This window comes from Pseudomonas sp. TH34 (genome assembly GCF_016650865.1).
GTDB classification, from domain to species: Bacteria; Pseudomonadota; Gammaproteobacteria; order Pseudomonadales; family Pseudomonadaceae; genus Aquipseudomonas; species Aquipseudomonas yamanorum.
The window spans coordinates 235,266-254,623 of sequence record NZ_JAEKFB010000023.1; the positions used below are offsets into that span (position 1 = coordinate 235,266).

At 60.8% G+C, this 19,358-nt stretch carries 13 protein-coding genes; 12 read left to right on the forward strand and 1 reads right to left on the reverse strand.

Features of this window, described 5'->3' with window-relative positions; genetic code table 11:
- Positions 1 to 2: 2 nt before the first annotated feature.
- The 9 genes from JFU58_RS19365 to metC all read left to right on the forward strand — a co-directional run bounded on the left by JFU58_RS19365 (position 3) and on the right by metC (position 9,787).
- A complete protein-coding gene (locus JFU58_RS19365; RefSeq protein ID WP_177026742.1) occupies positions 3 to 809 on the forward strand; it encodes a transporter substrate-binding domain-containing protein in 807 nt (268 codons plus the stop codon).
- On the forward strand, positions 802 to 2,223 hold the full coding sequence (locus JFU58_RS19370; RefSeq protein WP_201141666.1) for an FAD-binding oxidoreductase: 1,422 nt from the start codon (positions 802 to 804) through the stop codon (positions 2,221 to 2,223). The genes JFU58_RS19365 and JFU58_RS19370 overlap by 8 nt, the downstream gene beginning before the upstream one ends.
- Positions 2,220 to 3,431 carry an aminotransferase class I/II-fold pyridoxal phosphate-dependent enzyme gene (locus tag JFU58_RS19375; RefSeq protein WP_063030769.1) on the forward strand — a complete coding sequence of 404 codons (1,212 nt, stop codon included), beginning with the start codon at positions 2,220 to 2,222 and terminating at the stop codon, positions 3,429 to 3,431. Before JFU58_RS19370 ends, JFU58_RS19375 begins: the two co-directional genes overlap by 4 nt.
- Positions 3,428 to 4,162: an amino acid ABC transporter permease gene (locus JFU58_RS19380; RefSeq protein ID WP_093197565.1), complete on the forward strand. Its 735-nt coding sequence runs from the start codon at positions 3,428 to 3,430 to the stop codon at positions 4,160 to 4,162. The genes JFU58_RS19375 and JFU58_RS19380 overlap by 4 nt, the downstream gene beginning before the upstream one ends.
- Positions 4,152 to 4,844 carry an amino acid ABC transporter permease gene (locus JFU58_RS19385; protein WP_063030764.1) on the forward strand — a complete coding sequence of 231 codons (693 nt, stop codon included), beginning with the start codon at positions 4,152 to 4,154 and terminating at the stop codon, positions 4,842 to 4,844. Before JFU58_RS19380 ends, JFU58_RS19385 begins: the two co-directional genes overlap by 11 nt.
- Entirely contained in the window at positions 4,831 to 5,655 is an 825-nt protein-coding gene (locus JFU58_RS19390) for an amino acid ABC transporter ATP-binding protein (RefSeq protein WP_003207489.1), read from the forward strand. The genes JFU58_RS19385 and JFU58_RS19390 overlap by 14 nt, the downstream gene beginning before the upstream one ends.
- A 16-nt stretch (positions 5,656 to 5,671) precedes the next feature.
- A complete protein-coding gene (locus JFU58_RS19395; protein WP_063030760.1) occupies positions 5,672 to 6,268 on the forward strand; it encodes a cysteine dioxygenase family protein in 597 nt (198 codons plus the stop codon).
- Positions 6,269 to 6,403: 135 nt separating this feature from the next.
- A complete protein-coding gene (locus JFU58_RS19400; RefSeq protein ID WP_201141668.1) occupies positions 6,404 to 7,051 on the forward strand; it encodes a glutathione S-transferase family protein in 648 nt (215 codons plus the stop codon).
- Positions 7,052 to 7,075: 24 nt separating this feature from the next.
- Complete coding sequence (gene metC / locus JFU58_RS19405; RefSeq protein ID WP_201141670.1) at positions 7,076 to 9,787, forward strand: cystathionine beta-lyase; 2,712 nt, start codon at positions 7,076 to 7,078, stop codon at positions 9,785 to 9,787.
- 46 nt (positions 9,788 to 9,833) lie between these two features.
- Here the strand turns inward: metC and JFU58_RS19410 are convergent, their stop codons facing one another.
- The gene (locus JFU58_RS19410; protein ID WP_201141672.1) at positions 9,834 to 14,753 is read right to left on the reverse strand and encodes a hypothetical protein; all 4,920 of its coding nucleotides are present in this window, start codon (positions 14,751 to 14,753) and stop codon (positions 9,834 to 9,836) included.
- A gap of 305 nt (positions 14,754 to 15,058) precedes the next feature.
- On the opposite strand from JFU58_RS19410, the gene tpx reads away from it, so the two are divergent.
- The 3 genes from tpx to JFU58_RS19425 form a co-directional block, all read left to right on the forward strand.
- A complete protein-coding gene (gene tpx, locus JFU58_RS19415) occupies positions 15,059 to 15,559 on the forward strand; it encodes a thiol peroxidase (RefSeq protein ID WP_003207496.1) in 501 nt (166 codons plus the stop codon).
- 230 nt (positions 15,560 to 15,789) lie between these two features.
- Positions 15,790 to 17,100, forward strand: coding sequence for an MdtA/MuxA family multidrug efflux RND transporter periplasmic adaptor subunit (locus JFU58_RS19420; protein ID WP_063030754.1), 1,311 nt, complete (start codon positions 15,790 to 15,792; stop codon positions 17,098 to 17,100).
- Positions 17,097 to 19,358, forward strand: a 2,262-nt coding sequence (locus JFU58_RS19425; protein WP_201141674.1) for an efflux RND transporter permease subunit, incomplete at its 3' end; no start/stop codon positions are given. The genes JFU58_RS19420 and JFU58_RS19425, both read left to right, overlap by 4 nt.

The window sequence follows — 19,358 nt, forward strand, 5'->3', positions numbered from 1 at the left end:
ACATGACATTGAGAACCCTGACTGCCTTGGGCCTGGCACTGTGCGCAAGCCTGGCCCACGCCGATGCGACCCTCGACAAGATCCAGCAACGCCATGCCATCAGTGTCGGCGTGATTCTCAGCGGTCCGCCGTTTGGCACCCTCGACCCCAAGACCGGCGAGCACCTGGGCTACAACGTCGAACTGGCCAAGGGCCTCGGCCAGGCGCTGGGTGTAGAGACCAAGACCGTCTCGGTACTGGCGCCCAACCGCGTGCAGTTCCTGCAACAAGGCAAGGTCGACGTGCTGATCGCCAACATGCAGTACACCGACGAGCGCGCCGAAATTCTCGACTACGTGCCCACGCCCTATGAAGAGGTCGGCGGCGCAGCGTTGATCCGCAAAGGCGCCGGCATCACCCAGTGGGCCGACCTCAAGGACAAGCCGGTGTGCGTGTCCCAGGGCAGCAACTTCATCAAGCCGTTGCAGGAAACCTATGGCGCGCAGATCAAGGCGTTCCGCAGCCAGTCCGAATCCCTGCTGTCGTTGCGCGGCAATGGCTGCGTGGCGGCGGTGCACGTCAGCCCGACCATGCACGCGCTGCTGGACGACGCTGAATGGTCCGGCTACGAAATCCCGTTGCCGGGGGATTTGATCCCGTCCAAATCCGTGATCTGGATCCGCAAGGGCGAGCACGACACCCAGGCCAGGCTCGACGCTATCGTGCGTGACTGGCATCGCAGCGGCTGGTTGATCGCCCTCGGCGAACGCACCGGCATGGCCCCGTCCCAAGCCCTGCGGGATTTGCACGAGCAGTACAGCCATGAGTGAAGCGCTATTCGCCACCTTGCAGCAATTGCTCGGCGCCGCCCATGTGCAGCGCAGTGACGATGCCCCCCAGTACCTCACCGACAAACAGGGCCGCTACACCGGCCAGGTGATCGCCGTGGTACACCCGGCTAACACCGAGGAAGTTGCCGCCGTGGTACGTGCGTGTGTGGCCCTGGAAGCGCCCATCGTGGTCCAGGGCGGCAACACCGGCCTGATGGCGGGCGCGACGCCGGACGCCAGCGGCCGCGCGGTATTGCTGTTGCTCGACCGCATGAGCCGGGTGCGCGTGATCGATACCGACAACGACACCCTGACCGTCGAAGCCGGCTGCATCCTGCAAAACATCCAGGACGTGGCCCGTGAAGCCGGTCGCCTGTTTCCGTTGAGCCTCGGCGCCGAAGGCAGCTGCACCATTGGCGGCAACCTCGGCACTAATGCCGGCGGCACGGCGGTGCTGCGTTATGGCAACACTCGCGAGCTGACCCTGGGCCTGGAAGTAGTCACCGCCGAAGGCGAAATCTGGAATGGCCTGCGCGGTCTGCGCAAGGACAACACCGGCTACGACCTGCGGGATTTATACATCGGCAGCGAAGGCACCCTGGGCATTATCACTGCCGCCACCCTGAAGCTGTTCCCGCTGCCCAAGGCCCAGGCCACCGCGCTGCTGGCCTTTGATGAACTGGCCCAGGCGGTAGCGTTCCTGTCCCATGCACGCGCCGGTTTTGGTGCAAACCTCACCGCATTCGAATTGCTCAGCGCCGATTGCCTGGCGTTGTTGCGCGAGCAGTTTCCCGAAGGCCCGCAACCGTTCATCAAGGCCAGCCAACCCTGGTTTGCCTTGCTGGAGCTGTCGGACAACCACGGCGAAACCCACGCCCGCGAAGCCTTCGAAGCGGTCCTCGGTGAAGCCTTCGAACAGTCACTGCTGGCCGACGCACTGATCGCCGAGAGCCTGGCGCAGAGCGAAGCGCTGTGGCTGCTGCGGGAAAACATGAGCGAAGCGCAGAAGCGTGCCGGGCGCAATATGAAGCACGATATCTCGGTGCCGATCTCGCAAATCGTCGCTTTCGTTACCCATACCGACGCGCTGTTGCAGGTGCATTTCCCCGGGGTTCGCAACTTCACGTTCGGGCACCTGGGGGACGGCAACCTGCATTACAACGTCGCCCATCCGCTGGGTTCCACGGTGGACGAGCACATGCGCAACTACGCGGCATTGAGCTTGCTGGTACACGACAGCGCCCATGCCCACGGCGGCTCCATCAGCGCCGAACACGGGATTGGCCAACGCAAGGTTGGCATGCTGGGTCGTTACAAAAGCCCGGTGGAACTGGACCTGATGCGCCGCATCAAACGCGCCCTCGACCCGAAAAACCTGCTCAACCCCGGCAAAGTCCTGGAGGTGCAGCCATGACGGTTCGCCTGTCCAAGCGGGTGCAGCGGGTGTCGCTGTCGGCCAACGCCGCGGCCAAATCCCGCGCCACGGAACTGCGTGATGCGGGCCGCGACATTCTGGACCTGACCACCGGTGAGCCAGACTTCGACACCCCGGAGCACATCAAACAAGCCGCCTACGCCGCCATCGCTGCGGGCGCTACCAAATACACGCCAACACCCGGTGTGAAAGCCTTGCGCGTCGCGGTGCAGCGCAAGCTGGCCGAAGAAAACCACCTGGACTATTCACTGCCCAACATCGTGATCGCCAACGGCGCGAAACAGATCATCTTCAACGCCTTCGCTGCCACCCTCGACGACGGCGATCAAGTGCTGGTGCCGACGCCGTACTGGCCGTCTTTCCCTGACAGCGTGCGGTTCAACGGTGGCGAACCGGTGTTTATCGAGTGCGGGCTGGAGCAGGGCTGCAAGCTGCTGCCGGCTCAACTGGAGCAGCATATCAATCAGCGCACCCGCTGGCTGATCCTTAACGGCCCGGGCAACCCGAGCGGCGCCGTGTACAGCGAGGTTGAACTGCAAGCGCTGGCTGAGGTGCTGCGTCGCCATCCCCAGGTGCTGGTGCTGCTGGATGAACTCTACGAACACATTCGTTTCGACGGTCGCCCGGCCCAGAGCCTGCTGAACGTCGCACCGGATTTGCAGGACCGTTGCCTGCTGGTAGGCGGCGTGTCCAAGACCTACGCCATGACCGGCTGGCGCATCGGTTTCGGCGCGGGGCCACAGACCTTGACCAATGCAATGGCGGTTGTTCAGTCGCAATCCACCTCCGGCGCATCTTCTGTCGGGCAAGCCGCCGCGTTGGCCGCATTCACCGGCGGGCTGGGTTTCCTCGCCGAGCAGGTAGCGGCCTATCAACTGCGCCGGGACCTGCTGATGATGGCCCTCGGCACCGTCGACGGCCTGGAAGTGCTCGAACCCCAGGGCGGCTTTTTCGTGTTTGTGCGTTGCGCCGGTTTGCTTGGCCGCTATCGCCCGGACGGTCAGCGGCTGAACGATGATGGTGATGTCGTCGCGTACCTGTTGGAGGAGGGCGTCGCCGGTGTAGCGGGGAGTGCCTATGGCCTGTCGCCGTGGTTTCGGCTGTCCATCGCCACCGCGACCGACAGCGTGGCCGAGGCCGGTCGCCGTATTGCTGTCGCCTGCGGCAAATTGCGGGGCGTCGAATGAGTCATTGGCTGGAGATTTTTGTGCACTGGGCCGCCGGTATCGGCCTCAACTACAGCTTCCTGCTGGATGCCTATCAGCGTGGCACCCTGGAGCAGGGCGCGCTGACCACCGTGCTGTTGTGCCTGTTCACCATCGTCGGCAGCCTGCTGGCGGGGATCAGCCTGGCGACACTGCTGACTTCAGGCAACCCGTGGCTGGCCAAGCCGGCGCGGGTGTTTATCGAAGTGACCCGCAACACGCCTACGCTGGTTCAGCTGTACTGCGCGTTCCTGGTGTTGAACATGCTGCTGACCCAGGCCGTCGGCGCGGCCAACCCGCTGACGCCGTTTGCCTGGGTGGTGATCGTGATCTCGCTGCACAAGGGCGCGTTCCACGCCGAAGCCCTGCGCGCCGGCATCGAGGCGGTACCTTCCGTGACCCTGGAAGCTGCCAGTTCCCTGGCCTTCAGCAGCCGGCAGTTGCTGTGGAATGTGCAGTTGCCGTTGGCCCTGCGCTTCGCCTTGCCGTCGCTGATCAACAACCTGATCGACCTGGTGAAAATGACCGCCGTGGCCTCGGCCATCGCCGTGGGCGATATCACCTACGCCTCGATCATGATCTGGACCCAGAGCGACAACGTGCTGGAACTGATGATTCTGATCCTGAGCTTTTTCGGCTTGCTGAGTTTTACCGTCAATTGTGTGGGGCGCTGGCTGGAAGCGCGCCTGAGGATGCCCGGTTATGGCCATTGATTCATTCCCGGTGCTGTCGGCGTTGCTGCAATGGTCGCCAGCGCTGGTGACTGGTTTCGGCCAGAACATCCTGATCAGCCTGGTGGCGATTGGTCTCGGTTCGCTGCTGGGGCTGATGGTGGGCGCGTTGGCCCTGTCGCCGTTGCGCCTGCTGCGGTTGCCGGCGCGGATCTGGGTGCAGATTTTCCGCAACGCGCCGTGGCTGGTGCTGATCTATTTCACCACCTACGTGTTCCCGTTCGAGATCCATATCGGCAGCTCTTACGTATCGTTCCCGGACTGGGTCAAGGTGACCATCGGCCTGGCCTTGCCGGCCAGCGCCAACGTGGCGGAAATTTTTCGCGGCGCCATCGGCTCGATCCCCAGCACCCAGTGGGAAGCGGCACGCTCACTGGCATTTACCCGTGGCCAGATCTTCCGCTCGATCATCCTGCCCCAGTGCTTCAAGCGCATGTTGCCGCCGTGGATGAACCTCTATGCGGTGGTCACCATGGGCACCGCCCTGGCTTCGCTGGTGGGCGTGCACGATGTGATCGACACCGCACAGATCGCCAGCAACACCGTGAACATGACCGGCTTCACCGTGGTGATCTACCTGAGCCTGCTGGTGCTGTTCTTCGCCTACTGCTACCCGATTTCCCGTTTGACCCAACGCCTGGAGCGCCGTTATGCCTTCTATTGAACCCCTGGTCAGCCTGCGGGACTTGCAGCTGTCGTTCGGTGACAACCGGGTGCTCAAGGGCATCGACCTCGACGTGCATCGCGGCCAGGCGGTGTCGATCATCGGCCCGTCGGGCTCGGGCAAGTCGACCATCCTGCGTTGCATCACCGGGCTGTTGCAGCCCCAGCGCGGCACCATCCGCGTCGGCGAGACCCGGGTCGACACGCTGACCCAGGAAGCCCAGCGCATCGAGTTGCGCAAGCGCGTCGGGTTTGTGTTCCAGCAATACAACCTGTTCCCGCATCTGTCCGTGTTGGAAAACCTGGTGATCGCCCCGCGCAAGGTGCTCGGTCGTAACCGCGCCGATGCCGAGAAGGACGCCCGGGCGCTGTTGGCCAAAGTGCGCATGGAACACAAGGCCGATGCCTATCCCGGCCAGTTGTCCGGCGGCCAGCAGCAGCGGGTGGCGATTGCCCGGGCGTTGGCCATGCGCCCGGAACTGATTCTGTTCGATGAAGTGACCTCGGCCCTGGACCCGGAAACCGTCGGCGAAGTGCTGACGGTCATTCGCGAGCTGACCGAAGAGGGCATGACCTGCGTGCTGGTGACCCATGAAATGCGCTTCGCCGAAGAGATCAGCGACATCGTCTACTTCACCGAAAACGGCGTGATCGTCGAGCACGGCAGCGCCGAGCAGATCTTCCAGCGCCCCACCAGCGAACGCACCCAGGAATTCCTGCGCCATGCCTTGGGCGATCCCGGCCGCCGGCCACCGATCGCCAACGATCCGTACCTGTTGACCAACCTGAGCCGCTACACCCTGTCTGTCTAATAAGAGGAACCTCGTCATGAGTACCGCAAACCGTGCCGCCGTTATCGAAGACTTCCTGCAGCAGATCCGCGTCATCAACCAGCGTGGCGTAGACCGCGCGGCCCTGGTGGAAATTGTAGGGCTGCTGGAAACCCTGGCCGAGCGCCGGGACCTGTTCAACTTCAACGAATTCCCCGCGCCAGTGCCGGGGCAGGGCAGCACTGCGTTCCGCTATCGCCTGAATGACGACGGCGACACGCCTACCCTGTACCTGAACTCGCTGCTGCCGGGCAAAAGCACTATCCCTCACAACCACGAAACCTGGGCGATCATCAGTGCCGTTGAAGGCCAGGAAATCAATTACGTGTATGGCCGCAACGATGAAGGGCGTGAGGAAGGCTTCACCACCCTGACCCTTGAGAAAGAAGTCGTCGTGCAGCCGGGCACCTCTATCTCGTTCCTCGGTGAAGACCTGCATGGGATTCGTGTTGAAGGTGAGCAGGCGACCTTGCACTTTCACCTGTACGGCTTGCCGCTGGAATCCCTCAACGGCCGTTATGGCGTTGAAGCAGACGGCCGGATTCTCAACTACAACGCCTCGCAGATGGCGCCTTCAATCCGGGCCTATTCCTGAGCACTACACACATCAAATGTGGGAGCGGGCTCGCTCGCGAATGGGGTGTGTCAGCCAATGAATGCGTTTCTGACCCACCGCATTCGCGAGCAAGCCCGCTCCCACAATTGGATCAGCGTTCATCCAGGGTTTTTTATGATTGATCTGTATTACTGGCCTACGGGCAACGGCCTGAAAGTCGGCATCCTGCTGGAAGAGCTGGAGGCGGAGTACCGCCTGATTCCGGTCAACATCCGCGAAGGCGCGCAGAAGCAGGAAAGCTTCCAGCGCATCAGTGCAAATGGACGGATTCCGGCGATTGTCGACCACAGCCTTGAAGCACCCCTGAGCCTGTTCGAGTCCGGGGCGATCCTGAACTACCTGGCGGACAAGGCCGGGCGCTTCCTTCCGCCCGCCGGCACCGCCGAGCGCCAGAAGGTCCAGGAGTGGCTGTTCTGGCAGGTGGGGCATATCACACCGTACCTGAGCCAGTTGCAGCTGTTCAAGGAGAAGGCGCCGGAGCCGATTCCCTTCGCCCTCGACCTGCTGAACGCCGAAGCCACGCGCCTGTATCGGGTGCTGGAGCAGCGCTTGGCTGAGGTGCCGTATGTGGCGGGGGAGTACTCGGTGGCCGACATGGCGATCTTCCCGTGGATCCAGCCCCTGCGCCAGGGCCAGGATTTGACGGACTACCCGAACATCCAGGCCTGGCGTCTGCGGATCAAGGCGCGCCCGGCGGTCCAGCGGGCCTATGCCAAGGGACGTGAAGTCGCCGCCGGCGAGCGTTCGTTGGCCTTGCAGTAACTCACCTTTTTTTGCGGGACTTCCATGAGCCAGACCATCACACCCGGGCAATTGCAACAATGGCTGTTCGACGGCCAGGAAATCGCCCTGTTCGACTTACGCGAGCACGGCCAATACGGCGAGGCGCACCTGTTCCACGGGGTAAACCTGCCCTATAGCCGCCTGGAACTGGAGGTGCAGCGCCTGGCGCCCAACCCTCAGGTGCGCCTGGTGATTTACGACCAGGACGGCGGCGATGTGGCTGCGCGCACGGCGCTGCGCTTGCAGACGCTGGGCTACGGCCAGGTGCATGTGCTGGAAGGCGGCGCGGACGGTTGGCAGGCAGTTGGCCTGCAACTGTTTGCCGGGGTGCATGTGCCGTCAAAAGCCTTTGGCGAGTTGGTGGAAGAAGCCAGCCACACGCCCCACGTCACCGCGCAGCAACTGGCGGAGTGGCAAGCCAAGGGCGAGCCGCTGGTGGTGCTGGACGGCCGACCGTTCGATGAATACCGCAAGATGACCATTCCAGGCTCCATCTGCTGCCCCAACGGTGAACTGGGCTACCGCGTGCATGACCTGGTGCCGGATGAGACCACGCCGATCGTGGTCAACTGCGCCGGTCGTACCCGCAGCATTATCGGCGCGCAGACGTTGATCAACCTCGGTGTGAAGAATCCGGTTTATGCGTTGGAAAACGGTACCCAGGGTTGGTACCTGGCGGATTTCAAACTGGAGCATGGCAGTGCCCGGCGTTATGCCGATCAGGTCTCGACGGATCTGGGCCAACAGCGCGAGTCTGCCCGGCAACTGGCGGAGCGGGCAGGGGTGGTCAGTGTCAAGGCGGAGCAGGTTCGCCAATGGGCAGCGGACCCGACTCGCAGCCTGTTCCTGTGTGATGTGCGCACCGCCGAAGAATTTGCCGCCGGCAGTTTGCCAGGGGCGCAACATACGCCGGGCGGGCAGTTGGTCCAGTCCACCGACCTGTACATCGGCGTGCGTCAGGCGCGGGTGGTGCTGTTGGACAGTGATGGTGTGCGTGCACCGATTGTTGCCAGTTGGCTGCGTCAGTTGGGGCATGAGGCCTATGTGCTGGAGGATGGCGTCCACAGTGGATTGGCGCTGGAGGTCAAAGAGGCCGTGCCCTTTGACGCGCTGCCGCTGATCTCGGTGCAGGCGCTGGCCGATGCGCTGAAGGACGACGCCGTGGACCTGGTGGACCTGCGCCCGAGCATGACCCATCGCAAGGGCCGGATTGCCGGTTCGCGCTGGTCGATCCGTTCCCAGTTGACCGCCGGTGCGCGCCCGTTGGTACTGCTGGCGGATGATCCGGCGCTGTCTGCTTTCGCCGCGCTGGGGTTGGGCGACGATGTGCGTTTGCTCGACGGCGGCTATGCCGCATGGGTGGCGGCAGGTTTGCCGGTGATCGAGGACGCGCAGACGCCTACCGACAATCAGTGCATCGACTTTTTGTTCTTTACCCATGACCGCCACAGCGGCAACAAGGACGCCGCCCGCCAATACCTGGCTTGGGAAATCGGCCTGTTGGCACAGATGAGCGAAGCGGAAATCGCCAGTCTCAAGCCGTTGTTGCCCGCTTCACGCGTGCGTACCCGCTTGATTCACGCGGCGCGTACCGAAGGTGGCAATGGTGGTCGGGCGGTGAATATACCGATCACCCGCCTGAGCACCGTGCTGTTCGACAACCTGGCCCAGATGCGTGACGCCCGCTCCCGGCGCGACAGTGAACGGGTCCTGAGCTACGGCGCTCGCGGGAATCCCACTGCGTTTGCACTGGAAGATCTGGTCACCGAACTGGAAGGCGGCTACCGCACCCGGTTGTATGGCACGGGGCTCGCCGCAGCGGCGCAGACGTTCCTGGCCTACCTGCGGCCCGGCGACCATGTGTTGATCACCGATGCCGTCTATTCACCGGTGCGCAAACTGGCCCGGGTGTTCCTGCAGCCATTCGGCATCGAAGTCAGCTACTTCACCCCGGATGGCAGCGGCCTGGAAGCGCACCTGCAGGCCAACACTAAAATGGTCTACGCCGAAGTACCCGGTTCGCTGCTGTATGAGTTGTGCGACCTGTCCGCACTAGCCGCACTGTGCAAGCCGCGGGGCATTTTGCTGGCGGTGGACAACACCTGGGGCTCGGCGTACCTGTATCGCCCGCTGGCGCTGGGTGCCGACATCTCGATCATGGCGTTGACCAAGTACCTTGGCGGCCACAGCGACGTGATGATGGGCAGCGTCTGCACCACCGAAGCGGCATGGCCGGCCCTGGCGAAAATGAGCGATACCTTTGGCAATGCGGTGAGTGCCGACGATGCCTACCTGATCCTGCGCGGCGCGCGCACCCTGGCTTCCCGGCTGGACGTGCACGAGCGCCAGGCGCTGAAGATTGCCCAGTGGTTGCAGGGGCAACCGCAGGTCAAGCGGGTGTTTCATCCGGCCTTGCCCGAGCATCCAGGGCATGCGCTGTGGAAGCGTGATTTCAGTGGTAGCAATGGTTTGCTGTCGTTTGAACTCAGCAGTGCGGATGCCGGTTACGTCGAGCGCTTTATCGACGGTTTGCAGCTGTTTGGCCTTGGCGCATCCTGGGGCGGTTATGAAAGCCTGGTCACCCTGGCCGACACACAGGATCGCCAGAGCGCCGTCGACCGTGGATTGAACCCGGTGATACGCCTGCATGTGGGGCTGGAGGATGTGGAGGCGTTGATCGAAGATTTGCGGCGCGGGTTTACACTGGCCACATGACGTTGCCCGCAAGGGCTGGCACAGCCAGCTCTTGCGGGAGCGCCGCTTATGCGGCGAAGTCAAGCACCTGTTTGGAAAGTGTGCTGTCGAACAGACCCGGTCCGGCTTTTGCCAGCGTGAAGGTTCCGTTCGGTTTAACCTCAACACCGCTGGAACCTGCGAATACAGTCTCCACGCCGGGCTTTTGAAGAATATCCAGAAGCGGTTTTTTTCCGTTGTATTCCTGGCCCACGACCATCCCCATGCCAAATCGGGACGAGGAGTTCACACCGCCGACAAATATCACCTTGCCGCCACTGGCCAGAGACTGATCCAGGTCGTCCATCAGTTGGGCGGTATCTTCATTGGGCAAGCCGAACTCCAGGCTGCTGCCGGTTAAATGCATCAACGTCCGTTTTTGATAGACCCCGTCTTTCAAGTCAGTCAACACCACCAGGGCGGAGCAGTCGGTCAAGCTTTCGGTTGAGAGCACCGAGTTATTGTCTTCGATAGTACGGGAGTTGCCCATCAGCACTTCGACTTTTGGGGGGACCACGCTCGGACGGACCGGTTCGCTTCCCTTCGGTGGCCCCACACGGACAGGCCGATAGTTGATGGGCATATCAACCCAGACAGGTTTTGCTGCCGTTCCATAATTGACTCGGATCGGATCGCCGTGCTCTTTAATCACCACAGGAAAGATATCTTGCGTGGCGTAGTATTCATACAGATCGTTGTTGGCAAGCTGTTTAATAGCATTTATCGGTAGATTTTTTTGATCCGCGGCTTTATAGCTGGCGTAAAAGTCTTCGTATATTTCATCCGGGAATTTATTGTCCGAGTAGCTGGCAATTACCGTTCCCTCAAAACCTTTAACCGGTTTGCCCGTAATGGTGTGCAGGTCGCTGGCGAACGACCGGGTACCACCGTCTGCCGAATAGCAGAAAAGGGTGCGAATGTTCCGGTATTTTTTCAGGTCGATCCCACGGGCCAGTAGCTTGTCGTAGATCTCCTGGGCTGAATAGAGTGCACCATTCTCGCCGACGATTTTTGTGGGTTGGCCAGGTTTTGGCTCTTCGCCATGTCCGAAGATATTGATACGCTCGGCGCCGTCGTAGGTGTCCACGAACGTTTGAATTTCCCCTTCGATGGCATCGACCTTGGTGACCGGCCCTCCCAGCTGTATTGGATACGTTGGTTGCGTAGGTGATGACGTTTCTGGTGGCAGGAGCCTGCCACTTGTCACCTCCTGGGAGGCGTTTGTTTCCGAGGCATTGCCAGGCGATGGTGTACGAAAGTGCAGAAACAGTGTCGCCAGGTTAAGCAACAGATCGGCGAGTGCCGTCTCTTTGTTCTTTCCGTCTTTGCTGGCCAGGGCATTTATATCTTGGCCAATGCCCAGTGCCTGCATCGCTATGCCGATATAGGCGAGGGGGCCGCGCAGAACAGGCAGCACGCTGTTGAGCACCAGCAGTCCGCCCCTTTTGGCAGATGCCCAGCGATTTTCAGCATTCGAGACCGATTGCTGATCGGCCAGGCTGGCCAGGCCATTCGCGTTATCTTCGTACAACCGATTAATCAATTGCCCCGAGTTCAGCGCCTGCTGCAACTGGGTCGCAGCATGACCTTCTGTGGTGAGGACGGGCGGTGCGGGCGTCGACAGCGGCGCAAAGTCGTCGCCCATGGTAAAGCGCCGGATGTGAGGTTCTTTAAATCCGCTGTTGTTGTAGATCTTCCGGGTCGCGTCGTCCGGTAGCCAGGCGAGGATATCTTTTTGCAACTGGTTCGGTTTCTGAATGGCCTCCATCAAGGCCTGGCGGGTTGGAAACTGCAGCAACTGCGCAGTGGTGTTCAACGGGCGATACAGAATATGCGGTCCGGTGGTGCTGTCCTTGGGTTCAATCAGGTACATGTTGCTGACAACATCAGGTGTTGTACCCGGCTCGCGCGTAAAGGCCAGGGGCCGGATAACGATCTCCTTGCCGTCGACGGTTTTTGTGCCCGGCGTTGGATCAAGTATTTGCTCAACGTACCGGAACCCCGTGGTGTCGAAGCCGAATGCGCCTGTTGTTGCCAGTTTCAGGGCCTGGAGCTTCAGCTCGATAGGTACCTGCTGGGCAAACAACGAGAGACGCTGAGCTTTTTTTGTGGGGTCGTCGAGCAACTCTTGCTTGAGAAACTCCGGGTATTTCTTGCCGATGTCAGCGTCTTGAACCTTCTTCTTGAGGACGCCTTCACCCTCAAGCGCGGTTATTCGCACAGTGCCTGGCTTGCCATCGGACTTGTAATAGACGTCGATCTGCCCGTCCGGCAACCCCGACAGATTGCGCAGGAGCATGTCGGTCATGCTCATTCTGACTCGTTCGACGGTACCGACGCCCGCCGAGATACCGCCTCCCCAACCGGCAAACAGCGAGCCGTCTGTCGGCTTGAATTCAATTTCAATCTGCGAGGTGTTGTACGACCTGGGGCTGGGCAGTTGTGCGTCGAATTGCTTTTGGGCAAATGTGCGCAGGTCGTCTATTGCGTAGTCGTACGACTGCCCTTTGTTGCGCTGCACGAAGCCCGCCAGCTCCAGCATCAGGTGGTGCAAGGCAACGCGTTGCGAGTCGTTGGCCTGATTTACCCAGGCCGGCGGCTGAGCGGCTGCTTGAGTCTGGCTCGGCGCATCCGCTGCAGATGGGTTGACGGACAGCGTGTCGCCCAATTCACCGTCGATAATAATGCTGGCTTGGGTATCGAACGGATTGCCGGTCAGCTCCGACTTGACGTGGCCGGCTTGGTCGAAGGCGTCCCAGGAGTCATAAGGTGTAATTTTGCCGCTGGGTTCCACCAGCAAGAGAATCTCGCGATTGGGTCCTGCCAAGGCGCGATGAATCAGTAGGTTGGGCGTGTCCTCGTTCTCGGGCCCGTTTGTAAGGCGATAGACAGTGGCTGGAGAACTGCTTGGGTCCTGGGGGGCAGCACGAGTCGATCCTTCAGGATGCTTTACGACCATGTCTACGGTTTTGCGTTGTTCGGCATCCAGCCCAGGCTGCTTGAGGCCAGCTCGCTGCAGATTGTCTTGCAGGAGGCGGCTGACCAATGACTGACGGCTGCCGCTATAGACCGCAGGCGCAGTGAAGGCGGGCTGCCTCCAGTAACCGTGGGTGGCCGTTTTGTAAATCGTCTCCAGTTGCGTCGGTAGACGGAGCAACTCATTCTTCAATGCGTTCATATCGATAGGGACGGGGACGTATCCTGGCGTCCCGGTACGTGCCAGAAGGTCAGGGCGGGTGTCGAACAATTTGGCGCCTGCGGGGATGCTCAGTGATTTACTGTTGCTCAACGCGTCCATGGCGTACTGCATAAGCGGGATGTCTTTGCGTTCTCCGGGATTCTCCGGGTTGAGTATGCCAATGCTCAGGTGGTTGATGTCCAGGTCCCCTGCACCATGGGCGGTGCGTTGGACGTAGAAGCCCAGCCATGAAGCGACCGCCGAATACACGCTGGGTGCCGCGGAAAACAGGCTGTTGGCGATACTGGTTGCGGGGTCGATGGTGTTGACGGGCGTTTTATCGAGCACCGACGTGACGGGTTGAACGGTACTTGCGTTCTCGAGCTGCTGGATAGCGGCGAGCTGTGCTTGTTGTACCGCGCGCGTGCTCTCGTCGGCAGGAGGGGTATCCCGGTTCAAGGCGGGGAAGCCTTTATGATAGAGCGCAGTGCTGCGTGTAAGAGCGTCTTTCAGGGTGTCGGCGGGGAGATGCTCACCATAAAAACTCAGCGCTTTGATGACGGAGATGGAGCCATCCGGGTTATAGGACACGAGCTCCTTCGTGCCCTTGCCCAGTTGATTGGCCAGCGCCCTTATCTCGGACGATACCTGGGCCCATCCGGATTGATCGTTGACCGTGGCGATCGTGCGAAAAACGCGGTTTGGCAGGTCAAGGACCATCAGGTCGCCCGCTGGCTGGCTAATGTTCACGGTTGAAATATCGACGTTTTTTTTTCGCGCAAAATCCAGGAATTCCTCAGCCTGAAGTGCTGTGTTAAAGGCTTTGATCGTTTGTCCGATAGTGGAGCGCTCAGGGGGGGTAATTACGTAGCCTGACGTTAGGCTTGCGTCGGCAGGTCGTATTTCGTTTCTTCGCAGCAGCAGCGCGGTTGCGCTCATTTGCGCCACTTCTTTATCCGCCTCAATAACCTGTGTTGCTACCGTTTGAGCAGGCAGCATAGGTGGCAAAATTTTCCCGCTGAGCTCAGCTCCGATGGTTTCTGTTGCTTGCTGTTGGCGTTCGATAACGTTTTGGTGTTGCCGATTTTTTGAATCTGAATGAGCCGGAAATGATCGGGTCGTCAGTATTTCGCCGATCAAGGGTAATTTCCTTGGCCCCCGGGACCCCTGATCGTGACCGTAAAAGTTACCGAGCAGCTCCAGAGGCACTTTGTTCTCGCCGTAAAACGGAAATGTATCGCCGTCTGGTGAGAGCCATTTTGCTGTGGTTATAAGGTTGGCGGCGGCTTCTTCCCAACCAGGAAGGGTGTCTGCAAAGGTTGTTTTGCCGTCAACCAAGCAGCGCATCGATGCGGGTGGATACCAGTCGAACATCGAAGTATCAATTTTGTTGTTTTTGGCAAAGGTTGCAAACGGTTCTGCTGTCAGTGCGAGATTGAAGGCCGACCATGCCGTGCCAAACGAGGAAGCATGCGGGATGTTGGAGAGACTCGTCGAGATTTGGTTTATCTGTCCGGAAGTGTCTCCTGCTATCTCTTTATCCACCTGGGCCAAGGCATACTGGATTGCTATATCGCTATCGCCTTGTTTTACCATCGCCTTGGCGTTTTTCGAGTCTTCCAGGCTGACAATATTCACGTCGCTCTGCGGAGGAACCGGGGAGAGGAGCCCGCTCGATGCGTGATTTTTCAGAGCAGCCGACTGCGGCTGGACGGAGAGTGCGTGGTGTATGGATATGTTGGCAGCGGGGCGCAAATCAGCAATTCTCATGAGGCATCCTTCAGGCGGCGTTAGGAAGACTACGGCCGTTGATGGATGTCCTTGCAACGGCATTCGCTGTGTCGTTCACGAGTACGCTACGGTTCCGAGGACTGCCTGGCAGGATTTATTGCGAAACGATGCGTGAAGCGCGGGTGCGACGCTTGAGAAATGTCACCAGGGCTTGTGGAGTGCCTGCGCTTATTGCGTGGGCGCTCCATAACAATTTGCGTCCGCCCATAGGTGCCCATCGAACTTTGTGTTTAACTTCGGCACCTGAAATTCGTTTCACTACCACCACTAGAAGGATTCCGTTCATGGCTCAAGTTACCCTCCGAGGCAACCCTGTCCAGGTCGAAGGCGATTTGCCGAAAGTCGGCGCCAAGGCGCCAGACTTCACCCTGACTGCCGGCGACTTGTCTGACGCGACCCTGGCGACTTTCGCCGGCAAGCGCAAAGTGCTGAACATTTTCCCAAGCGTTGATACCCCGACCTGCGCCACTTCGGTTCGCAAGTTCAACGCCCAGGTCAACGACGTGAACAACACCGTAGTGTTGTGCATCTCCACCGACCTGCCATTTGCCCAGGCGCGTTTCTGCGGTGCGGAAGGCCTGGAAAACGTGAAGAACCTGTCGGACTTCCGTGAGGCAGCCTTTGCTGTCGACTACGGTGTTGCGATTGCTGATGGCCCGCTCAAAGGCCTGACCGCACGTGCCGTCGTGGTACTGGACGAGAACGACAACGTGCTGCACAGCGAACTGGTCAGCGAAATCGGCCAAGAGCCGAACTACGAAGCGGCCCTGGCTGTTTTGAAGTAACTGTTACTACGCATTACTGTCGTTTTGCAGTAACACGTGTGATGCAGTATTACGGCCTGGCCTAGTCCAGGCCGTTTTTATTTGTGCTTCAGATGCTTAGCCGGATAGCAAATGGACTAAGCACAGAAGTTAAAAGTTGTAATCCAAGGTAAATAGCCGGTAAAGGCGCTTTTCTTAACGCGCTCCAGTGCTTATCTTTCAGCCTCCCAAAGAAGAAGCTCTCGCACCCAATGGTTGATCACTCCATGCAATCCACCCCTCGTCACTCCCGCCGCTGGCTGTTCGGCCTGCTCGTGCTGCTGGTCATTGCCGGCTTGTGCTGGAAGTTCTGGCCCGGCAGCAGCCACAAAGACAGTGCCGAGAAGAAGCCCGCCGGGCATGCCGGCAAGTCGGGCATGATGCGCCCGGGGTTTGGTGGTTCTACCGGCCCGGTGCCGGTGCGTGTGGCGCCCGCGGTGCTGGGTGAGTTCCCGGTGTACTACAAGGCGCTGGGCACGGTCACCGCACTGAACACCATTAATGTGCGCAGCCGGGTAGGGGGAGAGCTGGTCAAGATCGCCTTTGAAGAAGGGCAGATGGTCAAGGCCGGTGACTTGCTGGCGGAAATCGACCCGCGCAGTTACCAGAATGCCTTGCTCCAGGCCCAGGGCACGTTGCTGCAGAACCAGGCCCAGCTGAAAAACGCCCAGGTCGACGTGCAGCGTTATCGCGACCTGTATGCCCAAGACAGTATCGCCAAGCAGACCCTGGACACCGCCGAAGCGCTGGTGTTGCAGTACCAGGGCACGGTCAAGACCAACCAGGGCGCGGTGGATGACGCCAAGCTCAACCTCGAATTTACCAAGATCCGCGCCCCGATTACCGGGCGTGTCGGCCTGCGCCAGGTGGACGTGGGCAACCTCGTCGCCGCCAACGACACCACCTTCCTGGCGGTGATCACCCAGACCCAACCCATCAGCGTGGTCTTCACGCTGCCGGAAAACACCCTGGAAACCGTGCTGGCGCGTTATCACGCCGGCAACAAGCTGCCGGTAGAAGCCTGGGACCGCGGCGACGTGGCCCTGAAAGCCAACGGCGTGTTGCAGAGCCTGGACAACCAGATCGACGTCACCACCGGCACCCTGAAATTCAAGGCGCGCTTCGATAACAAGGACCAGGCGCTGTTCCCCAACCAGTTCGTGAATGTGCACCTGCTGGCCGACACCCTGCATAACGTGGTGCTGGCGCCATCGGCGGCGATTCAGTTCGGCAACAATGGCACCTTCGTCTACGTGCTCGATGGCGACAAGAAGGTCAAGGTCCGTCCGCTGGTGATCGGTGACTCCGACGGCGACAACACCGTGATCAAGCAAGGCTTGGCAGCCGGCGACCGGGTGGTGCTGGAAGGCACTGACCGCCTGAAGGACGGCAGCGACATCGAAGTGGTCAACGACAGCACTGAGGTGCCGACCACGCCGACCGAACACCTCCAGGGCCAGCCGGCAGCCAAGACGCAGCAAGGCCCGGCTGATGCCGGCAAGGCGCAAAAGGGCGGCGCATGAACCTCTCGCGGCTGTTCATCCTTCGCCCGGTAGCCACTACCCTGAGCATGCTGGCCATTGTTCTGGCCGGGGCGATCGCTTATCGCCTGTTGCCGGTTTCGGCCTTGCCCCAGGTGGACTACCCGACCATCCGGGTGATGACCCTGTACCCCGGCGCCAGCCCGGACGTGATGACCAGCGCGGTGACCGCGCCTCTGGAGCGTCAGTTCGGGCAAATGCCCGGCCTGACCCAGATGGCGTCCACCAGCTCCGGCGGCGCCTCGGTGCTGACCCTGCGTTTCAACCTCGACATCAACATGGATGTCGCCGAGCAACAGGTGCAGGCCGCGATCAACGCCGCCACCAACCTGCTGCCCAAGGACTTGCCGGCACCGCCGGTGTACAACAAGGTCAACCCGGCGGACACCCCGGTACTGACCCTGGCCATCACCTCCAAGACCATGTTGCTGCCCAAGCTCAACGACCTGGTCGACACGCGCATGGCGCAGAAAATCGCGCAGATCAGCGGCGTCGGCATGGTCAGCATCGCCGGTGGCCAGCGCCAGGCGGTGCGGATCAAGGTCAACCCCGAGGCCCTGGCGGCCAACGGCCTGAACCTGTCGGACGTGCGCACCCTGATCGCCGCCTCCAACGTCAACCAGCCCAAGGGTAACTTTGACGGCCCCACGCGGGTGTCGATGCTCGACGCCAACGACCAGTTGGTCTCGCCCAAGGAATACGCCGAGCTGATCCTCGCCTACAACAACGGCGCGCCGCTGCGGCTCAAGGACGTGGCGCAGATCGTCGACGGCGCCGAGAACGAACGCCTCGCGGCCTGGGCCAATGAAAACCAGGCGGTCTTGCTGAACATTCAGCGCCAGCCCGGGGCCAACGTCATCGAAGTGGTGGACCGGATCAAGGCATTGTTGCCGAGCATCACCGACAACCTGCCGGCCGGCCTGGACGTGACGGTGCTCACTGACCGGACCCAGACCATCCGGGCCTCGGTCAAGGACGTACAACACGAATTGCTGATCGCCATTGCCCTGGTGGTGATGGTGACGTTCCTGTTCCTGCGCCGCTTCAGCGCGACCATCATCCCGTCCATTGCCGTGCCACTGTCCCTGGTGGGCACCTTTGGCGTGATGTACCTGGCCGGTTTCTCCATCAACAACCTGACGCTGATGGCCCTGACCATCGCCACCGGTTTTGTGGTGGACGACGCCATCGTGATGCTGGAGAACATTTCCCGCTATATCGAGGAAGGCGAGACGCCCATGGCGGCCGCGCTCAAGGGCGCCAAGCAGATCGGGTTCACCCTGATTTCCCTGACCCTGTCGCTGATTGCGGTATTGATCCCGCTGCTGTTCATGGCCGACGTGGTGGGGCGCTTGTTCCGTGAATTTGCCATCACCCTGGCGGTGGCGATCCTGATTTCCCTGGTGGTCTCCCTGACCCTGACGCCAATGATGTGCGCACGTTTGCTCAAGCGCGAACCCAAGGAAGAAGAGCAGGGCCGTTTCTACAAGGCCAGCGGCGCCTGGATCGACTGGTTGATCGAAGCCTACGGGCGCAAGTTGCAGTGGGTGCTCAAGCACCAGCCGCTGACCTTGCTGGTGGCCATCGCCACCCTGGGCCTGACCGTCGTGTTGTACATGGTCGTGCCCAAGGGCTTCTTCCCGGTGCAGGACACCGGCGTGATCCAGGGCATTTCCGAAGCGCCGCAGTCGATTTCCTTTGCGGCCATGAGCCAGCGCCAGCAGGAACTGGCGAAGATCATCCTCGAAGACCCGGCGGTGGAGAGCCTGTCGTCCTACATCGGGGTGGACGGTGATAACGCCACCCTCAACAGCGGCCGCCTGCTGATCAACCTCAAGCCCCACGGCGAACGGGACCTCAGCGCGGCACAGATCATCACGCGCCTGCAACCACAGCTGGACAAGCTGGTGGGTATCCGCCTGTTCATGCAGCCGGTGCAGGACCTGACCATTGAAGACCGCGTCAGCCGCACCCAGTACCAGTTCAGCATGTCCTCGCCGGACGCCGAGCTGCTGGCGCTGTGGAGTGACAAGCTGGTGCACGCCCTCAGTCAACTGCCGGAACTCTCCGACGTCGCCAGTGACCTGCAGGACAAAGGCCTGCAGGTGTACCTGGTGATCGACCGCGACGCGGCTTCGCGCCTTGGCGTGTCGGTCTCGACCATCACTGATGCGCTGTACGACGCGTTCGGCCAGCGGCAGATTTCCACCATCTATACCCAGGCCAGCCAGTACCGCGTG

Bases quoted from the DNA above. Each gene is read 5' to 3' on its own strand.
- JFU58_RS19410 (WP_201141672.1), bottom strand. From the start codon at position 14,753: ATGAGAATTGCTGATTTGCGCCCCGCTGCCAACATATCCATACACCAC.
- JFU58_RS19375 (WP_063030769.1), top strand. From the start codon at position 2,220: ATGACGGTTCGCCTGTCCAAGCGGGTGCAGCGGGTGTCGCTGTCGGCC.
- JFU58_RS19365 (WP_177026742.1), top strand. From the start codon at position 3: ATGACATTGAGAACCCTGACTGCCTTGGGCCTGGCACTGTGCGCAAGC.
- JFU58_RS19370 (WP_201141666.1), top strand. From the start codon at position 802: ATGAGTGAAGCGCTATTCGCCACCTTGCAGCAATTGCTCGGCGCCGCC.
- JFU58_RS19400 (WP_201141668.1), top strand. From the start codon at position 6,404: ATGATTGATCTGTATTACTGGCCTACGGGCAACGGCCTGAAAGTCGGC.
- JFU58_RS19390 (WP_003207489.1), top strand. From the start codon at position 4,831: ATGCCTTCTATTGAACCCCTGGTCAGCCTGCGGGACTTGCAGCTGTCG.
- metC (WP_201141670.1), top strand. From the start codon at position 7,076: ATGAGCCAGACCATCACACCCGGGCAATTGCAACAATGGCTGTTCGAC.
- JFU58_RS19420 (WP_063030754.1), top strand. From the start codon at position 15,790: ATGGTTGATCACTCCATGCAATCCACCCCTCGTCACTCCCGCCGCTGG.
- JFU58_RS19380 (WP_093197565.1), top strand. From the start codon at position 3,428: ATGAGTCATTGGCTGGAGATTTTTGTGCACTGGGCCGCCGGTATCGGC.
- JFU58_RS19395 (WP_063030760.1), top strand. From the start codon at position 5,672: ATGAGTACCGCAAACCGTGCCGCCGTTATCGAAGACTTCCTGCAGCAG.
- JFU58_RS19385 (WP_063030764.1), top strand. From the start codon at position 4,152: ATGGCCATTGATTCATTCCCGGTGCTGTCGGCGTTGCTGCAATGGTCG.
- tpx (WP_003207496.1), top strand. From the start codon at position 15,059: ATGGCTCAAGTTACCCTCCGAGGCAACCCTGTCCAGGTCGAAGGCGAT.